We start from the raw sequence: 16,805 nt of genomic DNA on the forward strand, positions 1-16,805 counted from the left end.
TCCGCCGCCGGGGTTAACCCCGTAGCGTCCGGCCACCGCCAATCAAATTGAGCCTTTTAGACAGGCGCCCGGAACCGGGCGCCCTGCATTTACATCGGGTCGTTACGACGCAACAGTTCTTCGGGCAAGTGCTCGATATATTCGTCTTCGGCCGGCGGCATTTGCAGGTGGTAGCCCTGGGTGTCCAGGTTTTCCAGCACTTTATGAATGTCTTCGCGCGACAAGGCGCGCTCAGGGCTCAGTACCAGATCAAACGCATGGTGCGGCTTGCCAAAAGCGCTGAGCAAGGATTCCGGCACTCGCTCCAGGGCATCGGCCTTGAGCACGTACAGGTACATTTCGTTGCGTTTGAGGCTGCGGTAGATAGAGCAAATACGTTTCAAGACGGTTCTCCAGCAGTGGCCAGGCAATCGAGCAAAGCCTGGCCCATCAGCTCACGGCGCCATCCGCGCAGTGAGTCCGGCAATTGATAAGGGCCATTGGGAAAGCCACTTTTAAGCAGGGCTTCCAGGGTTTTCTTGCGCAGCATCAGTTCCGGCGCAATGTTCAGGCGTTCGGCTTCAGCCTGACCGATGGCTCGCAGTCGCTTGATCAACGCGGCGGCTTCCACCGGCAACGGCTCAGGCACGGCCGGCGGCCATTGTTCCGGGGGCAGACTGGCAGCGCGCTTGATCAGATCAAGCAAAAACTCGCCATCCTGACGCACGGTACGCGGGTGCATATCTTCAATACGCGCCAGCGCAACCAGATTATCGGGCTGGGTTTTGGCCAAGGGCCACAAGGCATGCTCGCGCACGACACGATTGCGCGGCAGATCACGGGCCCGCGCTTCATGCTCGCGCCAAGCGCAGATTTCACGCAATACAGCCAGCTGCGCGGGTGACAGCTTCCAGGCCAGCTTGGCCTCGCGGTACACCTCGTAAGGGTCCACTTCACGGCGCAGATTGGCCACCAGCTCGGCGCCATCCTCCAGCACCCAGGCGTACTTCTCATCCGACAGGCGCGGACGCAGCAGCACATACACCTCAGCCAGATGCAGGGCATCTTCGGCGGCATAGCTGATCTGGGTTTCCGACAGCGGACGCTGCAACCAGTCAGAACGGGTTTCACCCTTGGGCAGGTCGAGGTCAAGAACCTCCTTGACCAGGCGCGAGTAGCCCATGGAGAAGCCCAGGTTCAGGTAAGCCGCTGCCAGTTGGGTATCGAACAAAGGCGCCGGCAGGCTGCCGGTCAGGCGTAACAGAACTTCGAGGTCTTCGCTGCAGGCGTGCAGCACTTTGACCACTGCAGGGTTTTCCAGCAGGGCGGACAAAGGCTGCCAGTTGTCGATGGTCAGGGGGTCAATCAGGTAAGCCCGCTCGCCGTCGCCAATCTGGATCAGGCCGGCAATCGGGTAAAAGGTGTCGACCCGCATGAATTCGGTGTCGAGGGCTACGAATGGCAGGCTCTGCCATTCGGCGCAATGCTGGCCGAGGCTATCGTTGTCGCGAATCCAGTGAATATCGATGGCCACACGGCTCTCCCTTGAAGAATGGCGCGCAGTATATATCGACGCCAGGGATTTCCGGGCATTGACTGACGCTCTTGGCGACGAAAAACCTACACAATTTTAGGCAATTACCATCACATCTTTGGTTCCTGACCTGCATTGTTTTCCGAAACCTGTAAGGTACGGCGCTCTGGAACCTGCAAAACGCTCATGCCCCTCGCCCCGCTGCGAAACATTCCGTGACACCGCCAGCGTGGGGTCGGGCCAGCACACACGTCAGTGTCCACGCACACAAAAGCCGAGGATTAACCCCATGTCTGTCCCCCGCAAGCTGTCCGGTCTTACTTTAGTGCTGGCAGGCTTTTGCGCCTTTGGCACGCCAGCACTGGCGCAAGACCTTGATCCCCAACTCGATGCCGCCGTAACCGAAGGTGCCAGGCAGGTCATGCAGACCTACGGCGTACCGGGCCTGAGCATTGCCGTCAGCGTCAATGGCAGGCAGCACTTCTACAATTTCGGCGTGGCATCCAGGGCGACTCAGGCGCACATTACCCCTGACACCCTGTTCGAGGTCGGCTCGATCAGTAAAACCCTTACAGCCACCCTGGCCACCTACGCTCAGGTCAATGGCCAGCTATCACTGAGCGACCCGGTCTCCAGGTACGTACCCGAACTTCAAGGCAGCGCTTTTGGCAAAGTGCAACTGAGCCATCTGGCCACTCACACTGCTGGCGGGTTCCCGTTGCAGGTCCCTGATGCCGTGCAGAACGAAAGCCAGCTAATGGACTACTTCAAGGACTGGAAACCGGTTTACCCGACGGGCACCCAGAGAAGCTACGCCAACCCGAGCATCGGCATGCTGGGCCTGATTACGGCCAGAAGCATGAACCTGCCTTTTGTCCAGGCCATGGAAAACACGTTATTCCCCGCACTGGGCCTGCACAGCACTTATATCGAGGTGCCAAAGAGCAAGATGGCCCTGTATGCCCAGGGCTATGACAAGCAGGATCAACCGGTCAGGCTCAACTCCGGCATGCTGGGCAACGAAGCCTACGGAGTTAAAACCAGTAGCCGCGACCTGATTCACTTTGCCGAGTTGAATGCCGGGCTGGGCGAGCCTCCCGCAAAAATCGGGCGGGCCATTCGCGACACTCACACGGGCTATTTCCGGGTCGGGCCTATGACCCAGGATTTGATCTGGGAGCAATACGCCTACCCGGTCACGCTAAAAAATCTGCTGGTCGGCAACTCGGACAAGATGGTCTACAACAACAATGACGTGATTGCCCTGCACCCGCCCCTGGCGCCACAAGAGGCCGTGTGGATCAACAAGACAGGCTCTACCGGTGGCTTTGGCGGCTATATAGCGTTGGTGCCGGCTAAAAAACAGGCCGTGGTCATTCTGGCTAACAAGAATTACCCCAACAGTGCCCGCATCGAGCTGGCGTATAAAATCTTCAACGCTCTGGACTAGGGTCTGTTGGCGCTAGGCCTCTTTACGCACGACATAGATGCTGCCCAGCGCATAGCCGGGCAGCACATCGTAATGCTTGAGGATGCTGAAACCTGCCAGGGCAAACTGGGATTCGATTTCTTCCTTGGACACGACAATCCGTTGCACGTCCTCGCACTGATGCGCCGAGCGCCCCACACATAACGACAGGATCAGGCTGTCACGGCTCACGCGATGCAACTCGCGCAGGATGGCCAAGCGATGCTCGCTGTCTCGTACATGGTGAAACAGCTGCATGCAGAAAATGCTGTCCACCGCGTTTTCAGACATGTCGATGGTAAATACCGAGCTTTTAAACAGCTTGATACGCGCCAGCAAACTGACGGGATGGTGAGTCTGGGCATGATCGAGCATGCCCTGGGACGAATCGGCGGCCAGAATTACCCGATTGCCGTGCTCTGCCAGCAATGGCCAGAAACGCCCGGCCCCGCATGCCAGATCCAGCACCAGCCCCGGCTCGCCCGCGACCTTGAGCGCCCGGCGAACCAGACGCTGTTCACGCCACAATGCCAACCGCCGGACAAAGCCTTTGGGCCGCACTTCGCTGCACACTTGTGCATGCTCGCGGTCATAGCGTTCGGCGAACTCAAGCTCAACGGTGGTAGGTAGCTGCGATGACATGGCCCGCGAACTCTAGTGTTTGGTTATGTTCGACACAGAGACTATCGGGGCACCAGTGAAAAAATTGTCAGAAAACCATAAAAAGTCGCACAAACCTCATCAATTCTGCAGGAGCGGGCTTGCTCGCGATGCAGGCGTCAGGACTGGCCTGATACGGCGTGCTGATGCCATCGCGAGCAAGCTCGACTCCCACACAGAGGGTGTTGCGCCGAATCACGCCTGCTGCAAATACCAGCGCCAGTCCTGCTCGCCGACTTCGCCCATGAACTGACGGTACTCGGCATTTTTGACGGCCAGATAGACCTTCAGAAACTCGGGCCCGAACGCCTCTTTGGCCCACGCCGAGCCTTCCAGCGCACGCAATGTGGTCAGCCAGTCGGTCGGCAGCATCTCAGTCGCCTGGGCATAACCGTTGCCCTCAACCGGAGCCCCCGGATCACGCTGCTCACGAATTCCGCGATGGATCCCGGCCAGAATCGCCGCCGCGGCCAGGTACGGGTTGGCATCAGCGCCACAAATACGGTGCTCGATATGGCGCGAATACGCCGGACCGCCCGGCACACGCAAGCTGACGGTGCGGTTGTCCACTCCCCAGGTCGCGGCCAGCGGTGCGTAGCTGTTGCTCTGAAAGCGGCGGTAGGAGTTGGCATTCGGGCAAAACATCAACAGCGAGTCGAGCAAGGTGTCGAGCATGCCGCCCACCGCCTGCCTGAGCAACGGCGTGCCGTCCGGCGCTTCGCTGGCGAACAGGTTGTTGCCTTCCTTGTCGGCCAGGCTCACATGCATATGCATGCCGGTGCCGGCCAGGTCATCAAACGGCTTGGCCATAAAACAGGCCACCATCCCGTGCTTGTGCGCCACACCTTTGACCAAGCGCTTGTAGCGCACCGCTTCATCCATTGCCTGCAACGCGTCATTGCGGTGTTCGAGGGTGATTTCCACCTGCCCCGGTGCGTATTCGGAAATCGCCGTGCGCGCCGGAATCCCTTGCAGCTTGCAGGCGCTATACAGGTCCGCCAGAAACGGTTCGATCTGCTCCAGCTCCCGCAATCCGTACACCTGAGTGGCGCGCGGACGCTGACCGTCAGCATCGCGTGCCGGTTGCGGGCGACCGTTGCTGTCACGTTGCTGATCGAGCAAATAAAACTCCAGCTCGGCAGCCATCACCGGGTAGTAGCCATCGGCCTTCAAGCCATCGATCACTTTGGACAGCAAGTGCCGGGGATCGGCCACCGTCGCCGGCATCCCCGACTGCGGATGCATGCTGACTTGCACCGCCGCCATTGGAATCAGGCGCCACGGCATGCGCTGCAAGCTCCCACTGATCGGGAAGGCACGGCAGTCGATATCGCCCACGTCCCATACCAGGCCGGTATTTTCAACGTCATCGCCATTGATGCTCAGCCCCAGAATCGTGCTCGGCAGCGGGCGGCCGTTTTTGTAGACCTCCAGCAACTCGTCACGGTGCAACAGCTTGCCCCGGGGCACGCCGTTATTGTCGAGGATGAACAGCTCGAACATCTCGACATCCGGGTTCAGTTCCAGAAAATCCAGGGCTTCTTGCAGCGGGGCAAACGCAGGTGCGGCACTCATGGCAATACTCGTAAGTTCGTATAAGACAGGCGCACAGGCGCGCCAATTCGGCAGCGCCTGCTACAGGGCGCTAACCACAGGCTCAACGGGCAATACGAGCATCCGGCGGGCGGGCATGCCGGCAGTGAAACAAGGCCCAGAAGGCCAGTTTTGAAGGGAGGGAACAGGCAGACACGATTGAACAGGCAAAAAAACCGGAGCAAGGCCCACCGCTTGACGTTAAAACGTGCGACAGCCAGTGGTACCTGATTCTGGTGGGGCCAAGCCTCATAGCTAAAACCATTGCCTGCAAAGAAACGCCAGCCTCACACGCCAGCCCAGGGAGGTCAAATACAGACTTTCATACCTTTGCTTGCAGCGCCGCTAAACATTGGCTATCGGACCGCGACTCAAGGACACCGCCTCCCACCCCGCGACGATGATCAAAATCAGGGTGGTCAGTGCCCCCAGAATCAACGCTGAAAAGACCTGCGCCAATGCCGCCGGCAGCAGCATAAACAACAGCCCCATACCGCCAAGATGGGAAAACGGTGGCAGCGGTCGGTCCGACATCACCCATTTAAACAGCGCACATCCCAGCAAAAACAGGAAAGGCCCGGCCATTATGGTGATCACTGCGGCATTTGTTGCGTGCCCCGGGTGCATCAACACCAACTCGTCGGCCACCGCGCTGACGATCACCCCGGCGATCATCAGCACATGAATGTAGGTGTAGGCCAGACGCGCATGGCGCCCGGGATCACTGGCGTGGGCAATGCGCTCATGGGCCCGCTCGGCGCCGCTGTCGAAGTAGATCCACCACATGGCAATGCTGCCCAGCACCGCCACCACAAAGGCTGCAAGACCTGCAACGCTCCAGCTCAGCTGGGCAAAGGTGGCCCCCGTCACCAGCAAGGACTCGCCGAGGGCGATGATCACAAACAGCCCGCATCGCTCGGCCATGTGATTGCCTTCAACGTTCCAGTCGTCCAGGGTCGAGGCCCCCAGACCCGGCACCCAAAAGAACAATGACGGCGACACCAGTTCGATTGCCAGAGCAAGCGCCCAGCAGGCCAGACGCTGATTGCCTTCGAGCACTCCCCCCGCAATCCAGAACACCCCCGACAACAGCATCCAGATCAAGATGCGCTGAAAGTTTCGCGCCAGGCTGGGCGACTCGGCGCGCACCAGCCACATGGCAAACGCCGAACGCGCGACCTGCATGAACACAAAGGCCCCCGCAAACAGCAGCCCGCGATCCGTGAAGGCATGAGGGATCGACACCGACAGCAGTAACCCGGCCACCATCAGTACAAACAGGCCAATACGAATCGCAATACGCTCCGGGTCGAGCCAGTTGGTCACCCACGAGGTGAAGATCCACACCCACCACACGGCAACCAGCAACAAGCCCACATGCACGGCACCCAACGCCGTCAAATTGGCCAGCAATGAATGGGACAGCTGGGTCACGGCAAACACGAAGACCAGGTCGAAAAACAGCTCGACCATACCGACCTTGCCACTGTCATGACTGCCTCGGCCGCGCAGCAAGGAAAGGGAGCGGGTCATGTCGGATCCTCCGGGAAGCATTGGCTGCAGGAGCCGGCAAGACGGCTTCTGCAAAGACGCGCCTTATGCGCATGAATACTTGTTCATCGAACGTTTTAAAAACCTGCGAGGTCGGATGCTGTGTCTATCCTGCTTTCGTCCGCATTCTTACTTCAAGGAGTCTCTCATGGCCAGAACGGTTGCCGATTTCATCACCGAAGCCCTGCAGCAAGCCGGCGTCAAACGTGTGTTCGGCGTGGTGGGGGATTCCTTGAATGCTTTCACCGACTCGCTGCGGCGCCAGGAACAGATCCAGTGGATTCACATGCGCAACGAAGAGTCCGCAGCCTTTGCCGCCGGTGCCGAAGCGCACTTGACCGGCGAGCTGGCAGTCTGTGCCGGCAGTTGCGGCCCGGGCAATCTGCATTTGATCAATGGCCTGTTCGACGCCCACCGCAGCGGCGTGCCGGTGCTGGCACTGGCCGCGCATATTCCTGGCAGCGAGATCGGCATTGATTACTTTCAGGCCACCCACCCGGAAAGCCTGTTCAAGGAGTGCAGTCATTACGTCGAACTGGTCTCGCGGGCCGAGCAGTTGCCGCAAGTGCTCGAACGCGCCATGCGCATGGCCATCGCCAAACGCGGGGTGGCGGTCGTGGTGATTCCGGGAGACGTGGCGCTGCAAACCACCGAGGCCAAAGTGCCCAACTGGCTCACACCCAGCCTGCCCATGGTTCGTCCGCACGATACCGACATCGAGCGCCTGGCCTCATTTCTCAATGACGGCAAAAAAATCACCTTGCTCTGCGGCGCAGGCTGCGCCGGTGCCCACCCGGAAATCCTGGCCCTGGCCGAGCGCCTGAACGCCCCGATCGTGCACGCACTGCGCGGCAAGGAACATGTCGAATACGACAACCCGTATGACGTCGGCATGACCGGGCTGATCGGTTTTGCATCGGGTTACAAGGCCATGATGAGCTGTGACACCCTGCTGATGCTGGGCACCAATTTCCCGTATCGCCAGTTTTATCCGGAGCACGGCTATATCGCGCAAATCGACCTGCGCTCCGAAGCACTGGGCAATCGCTGCCCGCTGGAGCTGGGGCTGATCGGAGATGTAAAACTGACGTTGCAGGCGGTGCTGCCAAAAGTGCAGCAAAACCCTGACCGCCAGCACCTGGATACCGCACTCAAGGACTACAAAAAAGCCCGCGAAGACCTCGATGCCCTGGCCGAAAGCGGCCCTGACAGCTCAATCATCCACCCGCAGTACCTCAACCGCCTGGTCAACGAACTGGCGGATGAGGACGCGATCTTCACCTGTGATGTGGGTACGCCCACGGCATGGGCTGCGCGGTACCTGAAAATGAACGGCAAGCGCCGGCTGGTGGGCTCGTTTAACCACGGATCAATGGCCAATGCGATGTTGCAGGCCATCGGCGCGCAAGCGGCCTTCCCTGACAGGCAGGTAATTTCCATGTCTGGGGATGGTGGTTTCACCATGATGATGGGCGATTTTCTGACCCTGAATCAGGTCGGTTTACCGATCAAAGTCATAGTGCTGAACAACGGCACCCTGGGCTTTGTAGAAATGGAAATGAAAGCGGCCGGCTTCCCGGATGTGGGCTGCGACCTGAAAAACCCGAACTTTGCCGCCATGGCTGAAGCGATGGGGGTCAAAGGGATCCGTGTCGAACATCCCCACGAGCTGGAAGCGGCCCTGCGTGAAGCGCTGAGCCATGACGGCCCGGTCTTGGTCGACGTGGTCAGCGCCCGCCAGGAACTGGTGATGCCGCCGAGCAAAACCTTCGAACAAGCCAAGGGTTTCAGCTTGTTCATGCTTAAAACCGTGATGGATGGTCGAGCCCGCGAGCTGATTGATCTGGCCAAGGTCAATTTGACGCGCTGAAAACACCCCCCATACCTGTAGGAGCGAGCTTGCTCGCGAGCTGTTCAACCAAACAACTAAATGCTCGCGAGCAAGCTCGCTCCTACAGAATGATGGTGTTACCGCGAATGGAAACGCCGGTTCAGCGCTATCCTTTTGGCCCGGATTTCACGCTCGCGCTTGCGCTTGCGGTGTACCACCAGCCCCCAGACGATCAAGCACAGCAACAACCCGCCCCCACCCCAGATCACATAAGGCATCGCCACCACCAACAACGGCGCATCGCCACCGCGTCGCAGGCTGGCCACGGCCTGCTCGTCAACACTGAGCAACGGGTTGCCGAAGCGTTGCAGGCTGTAATTGGCAATCGCGGCAATCTGCAGATCATTCAGGTCACTCCCCAGGGCCGGCATGCTGACTTGCAAATCGGCGCCTTTGCGCTCTATGCCCTGAATGATTGCCATCACCAGGTTATTCGGATGCAGCCCGGTCAACGCGCTGTTCTGGCTCAAGGAAGGATAAAACGCGTCGCCGGTGCCCTGCCCGTCACGCCCGTGACAACTGGCGCAAGCCGAGTTGTAGAGTCGCGCGCCGTCGGTTTCGTTGGCATCGGCCAGCGTTGCCTGATCGAGCTGGCCGGTTTCCAGGGTGGTCATGTCGATCGGCGTTACGTTGCGCGGGTTGCTGGCGACATGATTACCGGTGGCAATCGCCGGGACGGTTTTCAGGTAGCCGGCCATGGCCTGCAAGTCATCGTCGGTCAAGAACCGCAGGCTGTTCTCCACCGCTTCGGCCATGCCGCCCGCCGCTTGCGCCTTGTTGGTGACGTGACCGTTTTTCAGGAACGCCACCACCTCGTCATTGCTCCAGCCGCCCAGGCCGGTGGCTTTGTCCGGGGTGATGTTAGGCGCGACCCAGCCGCCCAGTGCAGCGCCCGACAAATAGCGCTCGGGGTCTTCAGCCATCAGCGCATTACGCGGGGTATGGCAGGCACCGCAGTGGGCCAGGCTATCGACCAGATATTGCCCGCGAGTCAGCTGTGCATCGTCCGGTTTTTTGGAAACAAAGCCCTGGCCGTCGAGAAACAACAGGTTCCAGCCAAACATCAACGGCCGGATATTGAACGGGAATGCCAGTCGGGTCGGCGCCACGGCGCTGTCTACCGGTTTGACCCCCTGTTGCAGGTACACATACAGCGCATGAATGTCTTCATCGCTCATGCCCTGATACGAGGTATAGGGCATGGCCGGGTACAACCGCTGCCCCTTGGCGTTAACCCCTTTGCGCAAGGAATCGGCCAGCTGCTGCTCGGTGTAATCGCCTATGCCGTGGGTCTTGGACGGGGTGATGTTGCTGGCAATGATCTTGCCCATGGGCGAGTCGATGGCATAACCACCGGCCAGCGCCGGGCCGCCTTTTTCCACTGTACGGTGACAGGCAGCGCAGTCGGCAGCACGGGCCACGTATTCACCCTGGCGCAGCAGCGCTGCATTGTCTTCAGCCGCCCACACGGACAGCGAAGCAAACAGGCTGCACAGGGCAACCAGCGGGCGCAGCCCGCAGAAATATGGATTCATGGCTCAGACCTCCCGCGCAATGATGTCGGCCAGGCGAATGCTCAAGGCCACCCCGGTCAGTGTCGGGTTGATGGTGCCCGACGCCGGAATCACGCCGGTGGTGGCCAGGAACAGGTTTGGATGATCGAACGTACGGCACTCGTGGTTGACCACCGAGTCCTTGGCGTCACTGCCCATGATCACGGTGCCCATCAGGTGATCGCGGTTCTGCCAGCCGGTGTTGTCTTCGACCACGGTACCGCCCATGACTTTCACGAAATCGGCGTAGTCGGCGTCTACGCCGGGCTTGGCGGCTTTGACGTAATCACCCACTTCGTAATTGATCACCATCATCGGAATGCCCAGGGCATCGGTGCGGGTGGTACTCGGCCGGATAGTGTTGCTCGCCAGCGGCAAGGTTTCGTACACCGTCGACACATCCACCCAGCGCGCCGCATCGTGGCGAATCCGCTCGTCCAGCTCCTTGCCGAAAACGCCCTGCTCGATCAGACGATTGGCCACGGCCATGTTCGGCACGTTGTTGGCAAAGGCATGTTTGACCGACGCCCGCTCCTTGCGGAACGCGCCATCGCGACGGTTGAAAATCCCGCCTTGCTGCACCGCACCGCGCCCCGGCCATACCGGCTCATCGGCCAAAAACTGCAGCCCCTGGCCAGTGTGGTCCATGAGGTTGCGCCCCACCTGGTCCGAGGAATTGGCCACGTCGGAAATCAACAACAGCTTGGGGGTTTCCAGACCGTTGGCGGCAACCACAAAGTACTTGGCGGTGAGCCGCACGTTGTCGCCCTTTGAACTGCGGTAATGCACGGCGGTGATCTTGCCGCCCTCACCTTTTTCCAGCTTGTAAGCCGTTGCATCGGTCAGCAGCCTGGCGCCCGCTTGCTGCGCGTGCCGGGCGTGAACATCACCGCTATACATGGCGCCAATCGGGCACACCGGCATGCAGTTGTTGTTGCCGCTGCACGCAGGACGGCCGTCATAAGGCGTGGTGGCGCGACCGTTGGGCTCATGCAGGAACACATAGCCGGCCGGGGCCAGACGCGCGCGAAGACGCTGAAACAGGTAGGTATCGCCTTCTGGCGGCATGGGGTAAGGCGTCGAACGCGGCGGGAATGCTTCACCGTTATGCCCGCTTTGATCCTGGGTATCGCTGCCACATACCCCCAGCGCCACTTCGGCCCGGGCGTAATAGGGTTCCAGCTCGCTGTACTCCATCGGCCAGTCGCGGCCAACCCCGTACAGGGTGTTGAGTTTCATGTCGTTTGGCAGGTAGCGCCAGCAGGCTGCCGCCCAATGCCAGGTGGTGCCGCCGACCAGTTTCAACATGCCCGGACGAAACTCGAACGAGCCGATGTTTTCTATGTATTGCTCGTCGTAGGAATGACGCGCCCAGGGCTCATTCGGGTACGGCGAGTTGTAGTTACTTTTATTCGAAGAGTTGCGGAAATTCTCAACGATTTTCCAGCGGGGAATGGCCTCACCGGCTTCCAGAATAATCACTGACTTGCCATGTTTGGCCAATTCAAAAGCTGCGTTGCTGCCCAAGGCTCCGGACCCAACAACAATGACATCAGCATCAAAGACCTGACTCATGGGTACCCCTTGTTTTAATCGTTAGCGACGGTGGACGGCGGATCAACCCAATAGTTGGTATGCCCCCGCGAATAGGTGGGGATCACGGTTGCATCCAGGGTCGGCGTATACGCCAGCGCGCCGGTGAAAGTCACCAGCCGGGTGTCGTCCACGGCCCGCATGCTGACCGGGGTGCCGGTGTAGCCCAGGTACCAGGCGCGGACGATTTTTTGCACCGTGTCCTTGTACTGCGGGTTCTGATAAACCGGGCTGGTGCTCAACATGGCGACCCGGCCCAAACCTTGCTGGCGGATGCTGCCCCACAGCCCCCTGATTTTTTCCGGGAACAGCGGATCGGCCTCGGTACAGCGTGCCAGCACGCGCAGCGTGAGGCTTGGGTCCAGCGCATCGCGCTCGGTGAGGAACAGGGAAAGTTGGTGCAAAAGTTCGACATCATTAGTGGCGGCATTATTGATGCCTTGTGCCAGAACCGAACCCGCCCAGGATGAAGAAAGAAGCCCGGCACCGGTTAAAGCAGCGCCAGAAGACAGTAACTTTCTGCGGGATATCACATAAATCTCCTTGATCATCAAAAATAAAGGCTGACACCTAGACCTTCGATAAATCAGGTTGTTACAAAGAATGAGTAAACATCCTACAGAGATTGGTTATCGAGCTTCATGAATACCGGCCCCCGCTGTAGGAGCGAGCTCTTCAAGAGCGCGCTGAAAAGCTCGCGAGCAAGCTCGCTCCTACAGGGATGGGGCGCCCTGGAGAACTTGGGCCCGGCTCAAGGTTGCGATTTGGACCCGTCCTCGCCTAATATACGTTTCATATACATTTCATATTGAGCATTTAGATGGGCATTGTAAAAATCTCGGACGCCATGCATGAGAACCTGCGGGTGGCCAGCAACGCACTGAGCCGCTCGATCAACGCGCAAGCAGAGCACTGGATGCGTATCGGCATGTTGACCGAACTGCACCCCGACCTGGATCACAACCAGATCTGCCGCCTGCTGATTGGCGCCGAACTCAATGGAGGGCTTGATTTGAAACAGTTGTGCCTGCGCACTGAAGCCACTGCAGGAGCTGATCAATGAGAGCCAACGTCGTCATCAACAGCCCGCAACAGATCGCCCAGTCAAAAATTGCCGGCAAGCTGGCCGCCGAAGTGCTTGCCATGATCGGCGCGCACGTGAAAGCGGGCGTGACCACCGACCAGCTGGACCAGATCTGCCACGACTACATCGTCAATGTGCAGAAGGCCATCCCCGGCAACGTCGGCTATCACGGCTTTCCGAAAACTGTCTGTACCTCGGTCAATGAAGTTGTCTGCCATGGCATCCCCAATGCCGTGCCACTCAAGGACGGCGATATCGTCAATATCGACATCGCCGTGGTCAAGGATGGCTGGTATGGCGATACCAGCCGCATGTACTTCGTCGGCGAACCCGATCCGCAAGCACGTCACCTGGTGAAAACCACCTACGACGCCATGTGCGCCGGAATTCGTGTGGTGCGCCCGGGCGCGACCCTGGGTGACATTGGCCATGCGATCCAGTCGCTGGCCGAAAAAGAAGGCTTCAGCGTGGTCCGCGAGTACTGCGGCCATGGCATCGGCAAGGTCTACCATGATGAGCCGCAAGTCCTGCACTACGGTTATCCGGGACAGGGCATGAAGCTTAAGACCGGCATGATCTTCACCATTGAGCCCATGCTCAACGCCGGTAAACGCCATGTAAAAACCCTGGCTGACCAATGGACTGTGGTGACCAAGGACCAGTCACTGTCGGCGCAGTGGGAGCATATGGTTGCAGTGACGGATGACGGCTTCGAAGTACTCAGCCCCTGGCCTGACGCCAGCGATGAATACCCCGCCATCTGATGCCTGCCTGAGTGTGCAAGCCAGTGTGGGAGCGGGCTTGTCAGGCTCCCACAAGAATCAGTGACAGGCCTCAGCCGTGCTCGAACTGTGAGCGGATTTTGAACAGTTCGTTGTCGCTGGTGATGCCAAGCTTTTTGTAGGCAGATTGCTTCTGCGTGCTGATGGTTTTGATGCTGCGAGAAAATTTCTCTGCAATTTTGGTCACCGACAAACCCTCCAGACAACAGCGCAGCACTTCTCGCTCGCGTATGGAGAGTGTGCTCAAGCCGGTCAGCTCACCCTGGTCAGACCAGCTGTCGGCCGATATTTCCACGGCGCTGCGGGTCGAAACCTCGTTGTGTTTGAGTTCGATGGCCATCGCAGGGTGCAAATAAACCTGGCCGGCTGCGACTTTTCTGATGGCGACGACAATTTCATCGGTGCTCATATCCTTGCCCAGAAAGCCACTCGCACCACAACGCATCGCCAGGGCCACCGTCGCCGGTGTATGCATGGCCGAAACCACCAGCAGTCGCGTATCGGGATATCTGAGCCGCAGACCCCGAATCAGATTCAGGCCGTCAACTTCGCCGGGGCTCAGGGAGTAGTCCATCACAACCAGGTCCACACTCTTGGCGCGCAAGGCTTCGAGCAACTGACGGCTGCGGGTGAAGCAGCCGACAATCTGCATATCTTTATGAGGGGTGAGTAACAGAGATATGCCTTGCAGGATCAGCGCATGATCATCAAGCAGCATCAAACGAATCGGGTTCAACATGGATGCCATGGCAAGATCCTCTTTACCTCTCAGCGTTGCTGATCCAGGTATTACTCCGTATGACCCTTTATCAGGGACGTTCTATACAAGCACTTTCATCACTATCAATGTACTGAAGGCCAAAGTTCAAAGAGTTCAAACCAGCGCCATCATCATTACCCCAGCTCCCCTCAAGAGTGCGGAACATGATATGTCGGCACCTCACCACAAAAATAAGAATCATCTCAAAAAACAAAAGCTTATAACGCTTATGGCCACCTGATATTACGACCGCCGCTGACTTCGTTTCGCCATGCATTTTGCCAAGTGCAAGACAACTACCGGTGATGGCTACTCACCGCCTGTAAAAGGATGCACTTTTTTACCCTATCGGCAAACCGTACGACACTCGCCAAGTTCAACACCGTTAGCGCTTTCACGATCCGGGCACATATTCCTATCCTTGCACACTCCCCGGGACATAATCTATTACTCTGAAGCCCTGCAGGCGGATGTATAGAGCCATGTTGATCACATCAAACAACGACGCGTCGACACTCGCAACAGCTATGGTGCGCGGTGACGACAAGTCTCTTCGAGGCAGGTCATGTCCACTAATAAAATGATTCGAATCATGCTCCTGGATGATCACCTGCTGATGTTGCACGGTCTGGAGCTGAGCCTGAGGGCACAGCCCGATATTGAGGTTGTAGGCAGTTTCAGCACCAGTCAGTCACTGCTGGCCGCGCTGCAACAAGACAGCGTCGACGTGGTGCTGCTGGACTACTCACTGGGCCCGGATGAAATCGACGGTTTGAGCCTGGCGCGGGGCCTGAAAAAACGCTTCCCCACCATGCGTTTGCTGGTGGTCTCGGCGCTGCATACACCCGCCACCGTGGCCATGGTGATGCGCAGCGGCGCCGACGGCTTTATCGGCAAGGAAGTGGACCCGGCGCAATTACCGATTGCCATTCGCCGCGTGGCATCGGGCAAGACCTACCTGGCCGAAACCATGAGCGAACAGTTTCGTGAACAGGAAATCTCCACCGGTGACCCCTCGACCGCTGCCATGGCAGACGACAACGACAGTTTACGAATGCTTGCCACCAATGCAGCGCTGAGCGTGCGCGAGCACGAAGTGTTGCGCTGCTGCCTGGAAGGCATGTCGGTGACGCAGATCGCCGAGAAGTTTTCGCGCAGCATCAAAACCATCAGCACCCAGAAACAAGCCGCGTACAAAAAACTCGGGCTGAGTAACGACAACGAGCTGTACAAGGTCCGCTACCTGCTGGAAGGCCGTTGATATGCGAAGGCTGATGCTTCTGGGGATGGCACTGTTGATCAGTTGCCGGGCTTACGCTGATTCCCCCTACGCCTTTACCGAGGCAGAGAAGCAATGGATGCATGAGCATCCGGTGGTGCGCTATGCCATCGATTCCTACTGGCCGCTCGAGTACATCGAGAATGGGGAACACAAAGGCCTGACCCGTGACTATCTGCGTGAGATCTCACAAATCAGCGGGCTGCAATTCGAACGGGTCCCGACCCAAAACTGGAAGCAAACCCTCGACCTCATCGCTGAGGGGAAAATCGACCTGACCACCGCTGTGTCCAAAGCCCTGATCGATAAGGATCAAGCCAGAAAACTGCTGCTCTCCGATGTGTTTTTCGTCGGTTCCACCATCGTCGTGACGCGCACAGGTGAACCGGTGCTGTTTTCGCCCCACAAACTCAACGGCAAAGTGGTGGCGGTCAAAGGCGGTGGCGGCTACGAGCACTACCTGCGCAAAGAGTTTCCCGAGGTCAAACTTCTACTGATAAACGACCCGGAAGATGCTTTGCAGGCGTTGGCCGAAGGTGATGCCGATGCGGCGATTGGCATGGACAGCGTTTTGCAGATGATCATCTCGCGCAAGTTTTTCGGCACCCTGCACATGTCCGGGGTGCTGTCCGACATGCCGATTGTCAGCAGCATGGGGGTCAGCCCAAAGTCGCCGGAACTGTTGTCCATCATTAACAAGTCACTGGCCCGGTTACCGCCCTCGACCATCGACGAAATCTTTGACCGCTGGCTGGATCGCACCGACTACGGCGCCCCGTCATGGGGGATGATCTTCCGCTACTACCAGATAGAGCTGATTTGTTTTGCGCTACTGCTTTCGGCGCTGGCCTTCATGACCCGACGCGCAATGCTGGCGCAAAAAGCTGCGCAGAAAAGCGAGGCGGCCAAGTCAAGTTTCCTGGCCATGATGAGCCATGAAATCCGCACCCCGATGAATGTGAACTGGCCTAATGATTTTGGACACTTCAATCGGGCGCTATGATTGCGCCCAAATCTGAGGTGTTTGGATATGCGTAAATCTTATTCGAGTGAGTTCAAGTTCAAGGCCGCCAGCATG

General features: G+C 58.5%; 16 protein-coding genes. 7 read left to right on the plus strand and 9 right to left on the minus strand.

Annotated features, from left to right (window positions below; genetic code table 11):
• Positions 1-89: 89 nt before the first annotated feature.
• Both ACP7BO_RS13635 and rnd read right to left on the minus strand, forming a co-directional pair.
• Positions 90-383, minus strand: a complete 294-nt coding sequence (locus ACP7BO_RS13635; RefSeq protein WP_060691272.1) for a YcgL domain-containing protein — start codon at positions 381-383, stop codon at positions 90-92.
• On the minus strand, positions 380-1,513 hold the full coding sequence (gene rnd, locus ACP7BO_RS13640) for a ribonuclease D (RefSeq protein ID WP_060691271.1): 1,134 nt from the start codon (positions 1,511-1,513) through the stop codon (positions 380-382). Before rnd ends, ACP7BO_RS13635 begins: the two co-directional genes overlap by 4 nt.
• 289 nt (positions 1,514-1,802) lie before the next feature.
• Here rnd and ampC point away from each other — a divergent pair, with 289 nt between their 5' ends.
• A complete protein-coding gene (gene ampC, locus ACP7BO_RS13645; protein ID WP_426210905.1) occupies positions 1,803-2,963 on the plus strand; it encodes a class C beta-lactamase in 1,161 nt (386 codons plus the stop codon).
• A gap of 12 nt (positions 2,964-2,975) precedes the next feature.
• Here ampC and ACP7BO_RS13650 read toward each other — a convergent pair whose 3' ends face one another.
• The 3 genes from ACP7BO_RS13650 to ACP7BO_RS13660 all read right to left on the minus strand — a co-directional run bounded on the left by ACP7BO_RS13650 (position 2,976) and on the right by ACP7BO_RS13660 (position 6,767).
• Positions 2,976-3,623 carry a class I SAM-dependent methyltransferase gene (locus ACP7BO_RS13650; RefSeq protein WP_426210907.1) on the minus strand — a complete coding sequence of 216 codons (648 nt, stop codon included), beginning with the start codon at positions 3,621-3,623 and terminating at the stop codon, positions 2,976-2,978.
• 213 nt (positions 3,624-3,836) lie between these two features.
• Positions 3,837-5,216, minus strand: coding sequence for a glutamine synthetase family protein (locus tag ACP7BO_RS13655; RefSeq protein WP_426210909.1), 1,380 nt, complete (start codon positions 5,214-5,216; stop codon positions 3,837-3,839).
• A gap of 363 nt (positions 5,217-5,579) precedes the next feature.
• A complete protein-coding gene (locus ACP7BO_RS13660; RefSeq protein ID WP_426210911.1) occupies positions 5,580-6,767 on the minus strand; it encodes a low temperature requirement protein A in 1,188 nt (395 codons plus the stop codon).
• Positions 6,768-6,933: 166 nt separating this feature from the next.
• On the opposite strand from ACP7BO_RS13660, the gene poxB reads away from it, so the two are divergent.
• Positions 6,934-8,655 (plus strand): ubiquinone-dependent pyruvate dehydrogenase, encoded by a 1,722-nt coding sequence (gene poxB, locus ACP7BO_RS13665; protein ID WP_426210913.1) that lies wholly within the window; start codon positions 6,934-6,936, stop codon positions 8,653-8,655.
• 98 nt (positions 8,656-8,753) lie between these two features.
• On the opposite strand, the gene ACP7BO_RS13670 is transcribed toward poxB, so the two are convergent.
• Genes ACP7BO_RS13670 through ACP7BO_RS13680 form a run of 3 tightly spaced genes read right to left on the minus strand, consistent with a single transcriptional unit; the run spans position 8,754 to position 12,373 of the window.
• Positions 8,754-10,211, minus strand: coding sequence for a c-type cytochrome (locus ACP7BO_RS13670; RefSeq protein WP_426210915.1), 1,458 nt, complete (start codon positions 10,209-10,211; stop codon positions 8,754-8,756).
• A 3-nt stretch (positions 10,212-10,214) separates the two neighbouring features.
• Positions 10,215-11,804 (minus strand): GMC family oxidoreductase, encoded by a 1,590-nt coding sequence (locus tag ACP7BO_RS13675; RefSeq protein ID WP_397456107.1) that lies wholly within the window; start codon positions 11,802-11,804, stop codon positions 10,215-10,217.
• Between the two features lie 14 nt (positions 11,805-11,818).
• On the minus strand, positions 11,819-12,373 hold the full coding sequence (locus ACP7BO_RS13680; protein WP_397456106.1) for a sugar dehydrogenase complex small subunit: 555 nt from the start codon (positions 12,371-12,373) through the stop codon (positions 11,819-11,821).
• 269 nt (positions 12,374-12,642) lie between these two features.
• On the opposite strand from ACP7BO_RS13680, the gene ACP7BO_RS13685 reads away from it, so the two are divergent.
• Positions 12,643-12,885: a ParD-like family protein gene (locus tag ACP7BO_RS13685; protein ID WP_073509041.1), complete on the plus strand. Its 243-nt coding sequence runs from the start codon at positions 12,643-12,645 to the stop codon at positions 12,883-12,885.
• The gene (gene map, locus ACP7BO_RS13690; RefSeq protein ID WP_426210918.1) at positions 12,882-13,670 is read left to right on the plus strand and encodes a type I methionyl aminopeptidase; all 789 of its coding nucleotides are present in this window, start codon (positions 12,882-12,884) and stop codon (positions 13,668-13,670) included. Before ACP7BO_RS13685 ends, map begins: the two co-directional genes overlap by 4 nt.
• A 70-nt stretch (positions 13,671-13,740) precedes the next feature.
• Here the strand turns inward: map and ACP7BO_RS13695 are convergent, their stop codons facing one another.
• Complete coding sequence (locus ACP7BO_RS13695; protein WP_397456104.1) at positions 13,741-14,436, minus strand: response regulator transcription factor; 696 nt, start codon at positions 14,434-14,436, stop codon at positions 13,741-13,743.
• Between ACP7BO_RS13695 and ACP7BO_RS13700 the strand changes: the two genes are divergently transcribed.
• The 3 genes from ACP7BO_RS13700 (at position 14,426) to ACP7BO_RS13710 (ending at position 16,730) form a co-directional block, all read left to right on the plus strand.
• A complete protein-coding gene (locus ACP7BO_RS13700; protein ID WP_125863015.1) occupies positions 14,426-14,689 on the plus strand; it encodes a hypothetical protein in 264 nt (87 codons plus the stop codon). The two genes, ACP7BO_RS13695 and ACP7BO_RS13700, sit on opposite strands and share 11 nt — an antisense overlap.
• A 324-nt stretch (positions 14,690-15,013) precedes the next feature.
• Entirely contained in the window at positions 15,014-15,709 is a 696-nt protein-coding gene (locus tag ACP7BO_RS13705) for a response regulator (protein ID WP_426210921.1), read from the plus strand.
• 1 nt (position 15,710) lies between these two features.
• Entirely contained in the window at positions 15,711-16,730 is a 1,020-nt protein-coding gene (locus tag ACP7BO_RS13710; RefSeq protein WP_426210923.1) for a transporter substrate-binding domain-containing protein, read from the plus strand.
• The last annotated feature ends 75 nt before the right edge of the window (positions 16,731-16,805 follow it).

It is taken from the genome of Pseudomonas sp. TWR2-1-1, from assembly GCF_049897045.1.
Lineage (GTDB): Bacteria > Pseudomonadota > Gammaproteobacteria > Pseudomonadales > Pseudomonadaceae > Aquipseudomonas > Aquipseudomonas versuta.

Excerpts from the sequence above, each read along its gene's own strand:
- ampC (WP_426210905.1), top strand. The coding sequence starts at position 1,803 with ATGTCTGTCCCCCGCAAGCTGTCCGGTCTTACTTTAGTGCTGGCAGGC.
- ACP7BO_RS13670 (WP_426210915.1), bottom strand. The coding sequence starts at position 10,211 with ATGAATCCATATTTCTGCGGGCTGCGCCCGCTGGTTGCCCTGTGCAGC.
- ACP7BO_RS13655 (WP_426210909.1), bottom strand. The coding sequence starts at position 5,216 with ATGAGTGCCGCACCTGCGTTTGCCCCGCTGCAAGAAGCCCTGGATTTT.
- ACP7BO_RS13705 (WP_426210921.1), top strand. The coding sequence starts at position 15,014 with ATGTCCACTAATAAAATGATTCGAATCATGCTCCTGGATGATCACCTG.
- map (WP_426210918.1), top strand. The coding sequence starts at position 12,882 with ATGAGAGCCAACGTCGTCATCAACAGCCCGCAACAGATCGCCCAGTCA.
- ACP7BO_RS13650 (WP_426210907.1), bottom strand. The coding sequence starts at position 3,623 with ATGTCATCGCAGCTACCTACCACCGTTGAGCTTGAGTTCGCCGAACGC.
- ACP7BO_RS13685 (WP_073509041.1), top strand. The coding sequence starts at position 12,643 with ATGGGCATTGTAAAAATCTCGGACGCCATGCATGAGAACCTGCGGGTG.
- poxB (WP_426210913.1), top strand. The coding sequence starts at position 6,934 with ATGGCCAGAACGGTTGCCGATTTCATCACCGAAGCCCTGCAGCAAGCC.
- ACP7BO_RS13700 (WP_125863015.1), top strand. The coding sequence starts at position 14,426 with ATGGATGCCATGGCAAGATCCTCTTTACCTCTCAGCGTTGCTGATCCA.
- ACP7BO_RS13660 (WP_426210911.1), bottom strand. The coding sequence starts at position 6,767 with ATGACCCGCTCCCTTTCCTTGCTGCGCGGCCGAGGCAGTCATGACAGT.
- ACP7BO_RS13710 (WP_426210923.1), top strand. The coding sequence starts at position 15,711 with ATGCGAAGGCTGATGCTTCTGGGGATGGCACTGTTGATCAGTTGCCGG.
- ACP7BO_RS13680 (WP_397456106.1), bottom strand. The coding sequence starts at position 12,373 with ATGATCAAGGAGATTTATGTGATATCCCGCAGAAAGTTACTGTCTTCT.
- ACP7BO_RS13695 (WP_397456104.1), bottom strand. The coding sequence starts at position 14,436 with ATGGCATCCATGTTGAACCCGATTCGTTTGATGCTGCTTGATGATCAT.
- ACP7BO_RS13675 (WP_397456107.1), bottom strand. The coding sequence starts at position 11,804 with ATGAGTCAGGTCTTTGATGCTGATGTCATTGTTGTTGGGTCCGGAGCC.